At 64.4% G+C, this 7,766-nt stretch carries 6 protein-coding genes; all 6 read right to left on the reverse strand.

The window, feature by feature from the left end; all coding sequences use genetic code 11:
• Positions 1 to 121 precede the first annotated feature (121 nt).
• On the reverse strand, positions 122 to 823 hold the full coding sequence (locus AC1DW2_RS43025) for a nitroreductase (protein WP_477009125.1): 702 nt from the start codon (positions 821 to 823) through the stop codon (positions 122 to 124).
• Positions 824 to 959: 136 nt separating this feature from the next.
• Positions 960 to 2,204 (reverse strand): acyl-CoA dehydrogenase, encoded by a 1,245-nt coding sequence (locus tag AC1DW2_RS43030; RefSeq protein ID WP_477009126.1) that lies wholly within the window; start codon positions 2,202 to 2,204, stop codon positions 960 to 962.
• A 123-nt stretch (positions 2,205 to 2,327) separates the two neighbouring features.
• The gene (locus AC1DW2_RS43035) at positions 2,328 to 3,572 is read right to left on the reverse strand and encodes an acyl-CoA dehydrogenase (RefSeq protein WP_085398970.1); all 1,245 of its coding nucleotides are present in this window, start codon (positions 3,570 to 3,572) and stop codon (positions 2,328 to 2,330) included.
• Positions 3,573 to 3,691: 119 nt separating this feature from the next.
• Entirely contained in the window at positions 3,692 to 4,819 is a 1,128-nt protein-coding gene (locus tag AC1DW2_RS43040; RefSeq protein WP_477009127.1) for an acyl-CoA dehydrogenase family protein, read from the reverse strand.
• 158 nt (positions 4,820 to 4,977) lie between these two features.
• Positions 4,978 to 6,849, reverse strand: a complete 1,872-nt coding sequence (locus AC1DW2_RS43045) for an AMP-binding protein (RefSeq protein ID WP_477009128.1) — start codon at positions 6,847 to 6,849, stop codon at positions 4,978 to 4,980.
• A gap of 44 nt (positions 6,850 to 6,893) precedes the next feature.
• Positions 6,894 to 7,700: an enoyl-CoA hydratase/isomerase family protein gene (locus tag AC1DW2_RS43050; protein ID WP_477009129.1), complete on the reverse strand. Its 807-nt coding sequence runs from the start codon at positions 7,698 to 7,700 to the stop codon at positions 6,894 to 6,896.
• Positions 7,701 to 7,766 lie beyond the last annotated feature (66 nt).

The raw sequence follows: 7,766 nt of genomic DNA on the forward strand, positions 1-7,766 counted from the left end.
GTGATCGGCGGCAGCGGCGGATAACGGCCGCGTCAACCGGACCGAGACGAATGTGAAGGCGGCCGTTTCTGCGGCCGCCTTTGCGCATGCGTGAAAACCGGATCGCGCGCGTGAGACGGGATCATTCGTCCGCGAACGTGGCGGTGTCGGCGACGCTCGCGCGCGAGGTCCGGTAGCTGTTGGCCTTGTGGGCGTCGTCGGCATAGCCGAACGAGATGCCGCAGACGACGCGGCGATCGTCAGGCAGATTGAAGTGGCGGCGGATCAGGCTGGAGTGGCGCGCCAGTGCCGCCTGCGGAATGGTGCCGAGCCCGAGCGCCTGCGCGGCCAGCATGAAATTCGAGACATAGGCGCCGCAGTCGATCGCACCGTAGATGCCGAGCGGCTCGTTGGTGTGGATGATCGCGACATGGGGCGCGCCGAAGAAATTGTAATTCTCCAGCGCCTGCTTTGCGTAGGCGCCTCTGTCGCCGCGCGCGATGCCGAGCGTGTTGTAGAGCTGAAACCCGCTCTCGCGGCGGCGCTCGAGATAGACGCCGACATATTCGCGCGGCGGGGTGAAGTCGTAATCATCGCCGAGGCCGCCTGAGGCTTCCTTGTAGATTAGCTGGCGAAAACGCTCCTTGGCCGCGCCGCTGGCGATGATGACCTGCCAGGGCTGGCTGTTGCACCAGGACGCGGTGCGCTGTGCGGTGGCCAGCACATGCTCGATGGTCGCGCGGTCGACTTGCTTGGGCAGGAAGGCGCGGACGGAGTAGCGCTCGTTGAGGAGCTCTTCGAGCACGCCGATGCGGTCTTGGGTCTGGCTCACTTTTGCATCCATGAATTAGCTCGCGCTCCTCGTAGGGTGGGCAAAGGCGCGATAGCGCCGTGCCCACCGACAGACTTACCCCGGCGCATCTGCATATGGTGGGCACGCTTCGCTTTGCCCACCCTACGAGATACAGCGAGAGGCTGGATCACCGCCCCTTGGTCGGGATCTTGTTATAAGGCACGTCCTTGTCGACGCGGATGTCGCCCGGCAATCCCAGCACACGCTCGGCGATGATGTTGCGCAAGATCTCGTCGGTGCCGCCGGCAATGCGCATCGAGGGCGAGGACAGCAGCATCTGCTGGAACTGGCCCTGCACCGTCTCCTCGTCCGTACCGGTGAGAGCGCCGGCCGCGCCCTGGAGGTCCATGGCGTAGGTCGCGATGTCCTGGAGCATCATGCCCGAGACGAGCTTGCCGATCGAATTCTCCGGCCCCGGCCGATCGCCCTTCGAGAGCGCCGAGATCGCGCGGTAGCTGGTGTATTTCAGCCCGCTCGACTTCACCGCCCAGCTCGCGAGTTTCGAGCGCACGGCGGGATCGTCGATGGCGAGCCCGTCCTCGAGCATCAGATTGGAGCAGAACTCGAACATTTCAGGGACGCCGGTCGCAAGCCGCGAGCCGATCGACATCCGCTCGTTCATCAGCGTCGTCAGCGACACGCTCCAGCCCTCGCCGACGGCGCCGAGGCGCTGGCTGTCTGATATCACCACATCGGTGAAATAGACCTCGTTGAACTCCTGCATGCCGTTGGCCTGCTTGATCGGGCGGACCTCGACGCCCGGGCTCTTCATGTCCAGGAAGAACATGGTGAGGCCCTTGTGCTTGGGTACATTCGGATCGGTCCGCGCGATCAACAGACCGAAGTCGGAATAATGCGCGCCCGAGGTCCAGATCTTCTGGCCGTTGACGACCCAGTTGTCGCCCTTCTTCTCCGCGCGCGTGCGCAGGCCCGCGACGTCGGAGCCGGCGGACGGTTCGGAGAACAGCTGGCACCAGATCTCCTCGCCGGAGGCGAGCTTCGGCAGATGGCGGCGCTTGGCATCCTCGCTGCCAAAAGCCATCACGGTCGGGCCGCACATGCCCTCGCCGATCTGGAACGGCTGCGTCAGCTTGCCGTAGACGCCCTCCTCCTGCTGCCAGATCACGCGCTCGATCGGGGTCGCACCGCGGCCGCCATATTCCTTCGGCCAGTGCAGGCAGGCCCAATTACCTTCGAACTTCTTCTTCTGCCAGGCCTTGCCGACATCGACGATGTCATGATTGGCCAGCCGGATGCGGCCGAGCGAGGATTTCGACAGCTCGGCATGCAACTCCCTGGGCGCATTGGCCTCGACCCATTTGCGCGCGGTCTCGCGGAAAGCGGCTTCCTGCGGGGTGTCGTCGAAATTCATGGCGAACCTCTCAATTCTTGCTCGGTGCGTAGGGTGGGCAAAGCGAAGCGTGCCCACCACCTTCCCTCGTTCTCGACAGAATTGGTGGGCACGGCGCTACGCGCCTTTGCCCACCCTACGATTCTAACCTCTTCCCTTCGTCGGGATCTTGTTGAACGGCACGTCCTTGTCGACCCGGATATCGCCGGGCAGGCCCAGCACCCGCTCGGCGATGATGTTGCGCATGATCTCGTCGGTGCCGCCTTCGACGCGCGTGCCCGGCGCGCGCAAGAGCATCGCCTGGAAACGGCCGACGAGTTCAGCATCCTCGCCGCTGATCACGCCGCTCGCACCCTGCAGGTCCAGCGCGTAGGTCGCGACGTCCTGGATCATCGAGCCCGCCACCAGCTTGCCGATGGAATTTTCCGGACCCGGGCGCTCGCCCTTCGACAGCGCCGAGATCGCGCGCATGCTGGTGTACTTCAGCCCGCTCGCCTTCGCCGCCCAGTTCGCAAGTTTCGAGCGCACCGCACGATCCTCGATCGCTGGGCCGTCGTCGAGCATCAGGCTGGAGCAATATTCGAACAGCTCCGGGAAACCGGTCGAGACGGCCGCGCCGATCGCGCTGCGCTCGTTCATCAACGTGGTCAGCGAAACGTTCCAGCCGTCACCGACCTCGCCGAGGCGCTGGTGATCGGGAATGCGGACATTGGTGAAATAGACCTCGTTGAAGTCGGAGGCGCCGCTCGCCTGCTTGATCGGCCTGACCTCAACGCCCGGGCTCTTCATGTCCAGGAAGAACATGGTGAGCCCCTTGTGCTTGGGCACGGTCGGATCGGTGCGGGTGAGCAGGATGCCGTAGTCGGAATAATGCGCACCCGACGTCCAGATCTTCTGGCCGTTGATGACCCAGTCATCGCCGTCCTTTTCCGCGCGCGTGCGCAGGCCCGCGACGTCGGAGCCGCCGGCCGGCTCGGAGAACAGCTGGCACCAGACCTTTTCGCCGGAAGCGAGCGGCGGGAGGTAGGTGCGCTTATGCTCCTCGCGCGCGAACGCCATCATGGTCGGCCCGCACATGCCGTGGCCGATGATGAACATGCGGGAGAGCTGGCCGAACGGCCCCTCTTCCTGCTGCCAGATCACGCGCTCGATCGGCGACGAGCCGCGGCCGCCATATTCCTTCGGCCAGTGCAGGCAGGCCCAGCCGGCATCGGCCTTCTTCTTCTGCCAGGCCTTGGCGACCTCGAGAATATTGGCGTTCTTGAGCTGGGTGCGGCCGAGCGAGGATTTGCGCAGCTCTTCCTCGTACTGCCTGGGCGCGTTCGCGCCGATCCAGGCGCGGGCGGTGGCCCGGAATTCGGCTTCCTGCGGGGTGTCGTCGAAATTCATGGTCTGTCATCCTTCGCCGGCGTCGTAGGATGGGTAGAGCGAAGCGAAACCCATCTGTCAGACCACCCGCGTCATGATGGGTTTCGCTACGCTCTACCCATCCTACAAATCACCTGTCGTTACGCCGCGTTCTTCTTCCGCATGCGGTCGATCAACTGGTCTTCCCAATAGGACAGGCTGCCGAGCCCCAGCGCCATGGCGTTGGCGCGGCGGTAGTACATGTGGCAGTCGAACTCCCAGGTGAAGCCCATGCCGCCGTGAACCTGGATGTTGTTCTTGGCGCAGTGCTGGAACGCCTGCGTCGCGCTGATGCGTGCGGCGGCGGCGGCTTCCGGCAGCTCGGCCGCGTTGGTCGAGAGCGCCCAGGCACCGTAATAGCTGTTGGAGCGCGCCAGCGTCGCCGACACATACATGTCCGCGAGCATATGCTTGACCGCTTGGAACGAGCCGATCTGGCGGCCGAAAGCGATGCGGTCGAGCGCGTAGTCGCGGCCCATCTCCAACGCGCGATCGGAGCCCCCGACCTGCTCGAAGGCGCACAGCACCGCGGCGCGGTCGAGCACCTGGGTCAAAATGCTCCAGCCTTCACCCGCAGCTCCCAGCGGCTCGGCCTTGCAGTCTTTGAAGGTGATCTCGGCCTGCCCGCGGGTCGGATCGAGATTGGTGAGGCCTTTCACCTCGACGCCACCGGCCTTGAGGTCGACGAGGAACAGCGAGATGTCGCCGTCGCGACCGCTCGATCCCGCGCGCGCGGCAACCACGGCGAAATCGGCGATCGCACCATCGGCGACCGGCCTCTTGACGCCGTTGAGCACGCCATTCGCAGCGGTGAGCTTGACGTTCTTCGGCGACGGATTGCCCTTGCCCTCGAACAGCGCCAGCGTGCCAATCGCGTCGCCCGAGGCAATCGCAGGCAGCCATTTCTTCTTCTGCGCCTCGCTGCCGGCGATCAATAGCGCTTCGGCGGCAAGATACACCGTCGAGGAGAACGGCACCGGCGCATTCGCCCGGCCCATCTCCTCCGCGATCACGCAGAGCTCGAGATGACCCGCGCCCGCACCGCCGAACTCTTCTGGAATCGCGACACCGAGAAAGCCCATCTCGGCGAGACCCTTCCAGAGTTCCTTGTCGTAGGGCGCCTTGCCGTCGAGCACGACGCGCACCGCCTTCGGCGAGCATTTTTCGGTGAGGAATTTGCGCGCCTGGTCGCGGAGCTGTTTCTGGTCGTCAGAGAAATCGAAATTCATGGCGGGCTACCTCTGCTTATTCGTTGTCATTTGTCTGCGCCGTCATTCCGGGGCGCGCGGCCCGCGAGCCCGGAATCCATATCCACCAGCCGGGGTTATGGATTCCGGGCCTGGCCCTTCGGGCCATCCCGGAATGACGAGTTGAGAGAGTTGCGCATTCATCGCAGCACGATCACGTCCTGATCCGGCTTGTCGGCATAAAGCCGCTCCACCAGCGCCGCGCGGCGTTCCAGGCCGGCGCGCTGGTTGATGTAGCCCTTGTCGGTGAGCTCATTGCCGTCGATGGAGGGCGGCTCGGCCATCAGCATTGCGCGCGCGATAGCGCGGCTGCTGGCGCCGCCACACTCCGCGTTGTGTGCTTCGAGGCCGCGTTTGAAGCAGGCGATCACCTCAGGATGCTTCACGGCATCCTCGAAGCTCAGCTCGGGATTGCCGACCAGCTGGCGACAGGCGTGCAGGTTCGGCCATGCCAGCAGACCGATCGAGCATTGATCCTGCCCGGCAACCAGCGCGTCATGCACAACGGGCGTCGCCGCCGCGATCGCATCGGTGCGCAGCGAGCCGACATGCACGAAGGTCCCGGTGGTGAGCTTGAAGTCCTCCACGACGCGGCCGGCGAAGATGATGCCCTTCACCGGATCGGCATCGTCAACAAAAATGCCGGCATCGCCGATACAGTAAAAGCCTTCCTCGTCGAACATCTTTTTGGTGAGATCAGGCTGGCCAAAATAGCCGGGCGTGACGTTGACGCCGCGCAGGCGCAATTCGTATTTCGGGCCGCACGGCACCATCTTCAATTCGACGCCGGGGAATGGCAGGCCGATCAGGCCGACGCGCTCGGTGTCCCAATAGGTGCCGGTCGAGGTCGGCGCCGTCTCGGTCGAGCCCCAGCCGGTGTAGAACACGATGCGCTCGCCGGTCGTCTTCACTGCGAGGGCCTGCATGCGCTCATAGAGATCGTCAGGCAGCCGCGCGCCGCCATAGGCCATGATCGACAGGTTCTTGAAGAACGAGCGGCACAGCGCATCGTCCTTCTCCATGGCGGCCGCGAGCGCGGCATAGCCGGCGGGCACATTGGCGTAATAGGTCGGCGAGATCTCGCGCAGATTCCGCAGCGTCTCCTCGAACCGGCCCGGCATCGGCCGGCCGTCATCGATATAGAGCGTGCCGCCGTCGACCARCACCGGATGAAACGCCGCGTTACCGCCCATGGTGTGGTTCCATGGCATCCAGTCCAGCATGGTCGAGATCGGACCGCCGGGATCGCGCGGCCGCACCTGCATCATCATCGCCGCATTGGCGCACATCATCTCTTGCGTGTTGATGACCGCCTTGGGCATGCCGGTCGAGCCGGAGGTGAACAACAGCTTGCCCACGGTCTGCGGCGTGATCTTCGCGATCGATGCTTCGACATCGGCGGTCACGGACGTTGCCGCGAGCTCGGCAAAGCTGACGCTCGTGATACTGTCGCAGGGACGCACGACGTGAACGACGGTGACGCCGGTGAGGTCGAGTGCGTTCAGCGCCTTCTCGAAGGTCGGGCCGTCCTGCACCATCACCACGGCCGGCTTGATCAGGTCGAACAGATATTTCAGCTTGACGTGATCATAGCTCATCAAGGAGTAAGCCGGCGACACCGGAGCCGCCGGCGAGCGCGCCTGCATCGCGGCCTGCGTCATCAGCGCGTGCTCGATCGAATTGCCGGAGAGGATCGTGACAGGCCTGCCGTCGAGCCTGAGATTGAGCAGCGCCTGCGTCAGCGCATCCACGGTACGTTTGGCCTCGCCATAGGAGACCTTGCGCCACTCGCGGTTCACTCCGCCGCGCTGCGCGAGCCAGATGCGCTCAGGCGCTTGCCTGGCCCATTTCGCCAGCGAGGCCGGAAGATGCGTCTCGTAGGCTTGCAGCGGAATGCGCGACTTCAGCACCACCGTGCCGTCGTCGCGCCGCTCGACGTCGATGTCGCGCGCGAGCCACTCGACCTTGCGAAAGGCGGGCTTCGTCATTACTGCCGCCGCACTTCCACTCATTTTGCATCTCCCGGAATTATCGTCCTTTGCGGATCGTTCTCGTTTCAGCGCCTGATATAGACAGGCTTTCGCTTCTCAAGGAAGGCCCTGATGCCTTCCGAAAATTCCTCGGAGCGGCTGCACAGGACCTGGTTGCGGTCCTCTATCGCGATCACGGTTTCCAGCGATCCCGCATCGACGCTCATGTTGAGACATTCTTTTGACAGGCGCAGTCCCACGGGCGAGGCCGTCATCATCGCATCGACATAGGGCGCAGCGGCATCATCGAGCTGGTTTTCATCGACGACCTCGGACACGAGCCCGACCGCGAGCGCGCGCTCGGCGCCGATGAAACGTCCGGTCAGGATCAGCTCGGATGCGACTGAGACGCCGACGAGCCGCGGCAGAAAGTAGCTGGTGCCGATATCGCAGCCGCCAAGGCCGAGCTTGATGAAGGCACAGTTCATCCGCGCCGACTTCGTCGCGATGCGGATGTCGGAGGCAAGCGCCAGCGCAAACCCGCCGCCGGCCGCCGCGCCCTGCACCAGAGCGATGATCGGCTGCGGACAACGCCGCATCAGCATCACGATGTCGGCAATGCGGCGCTGCGAGTCGAGCGACTCGGTGACGCCGGGTAGTTCCTGCTGCCCGGCACGGCGGGCCATCGCCGCCTTGAGGTCGAGGCCGGCGCAAAAATTCTTGCCGGCGCCCTTCAGCACGACGACGCGCGTGTCGCGGTTGCGCTGGAGGCCCTGGAAATAAACGTTGAGCGCATCGATCAGCGCGGGATCGAGCGCGTTGAGGTTTTCGGGCCGATTGAGCGTCACCGTATCGACGCCGTCGTTGTGCTCGATCAGCAGCGGTTGGGACATGGGGCGCTCCTGCATCCGCTCTTTGAGTGGCGGCTATTGCGCCCTCTCCCCTTGTGGGAGAGGGCA

It is taken from the genome of Bradyrhizobium sp. P3_C3 (genome assembly GCF_056402655.1).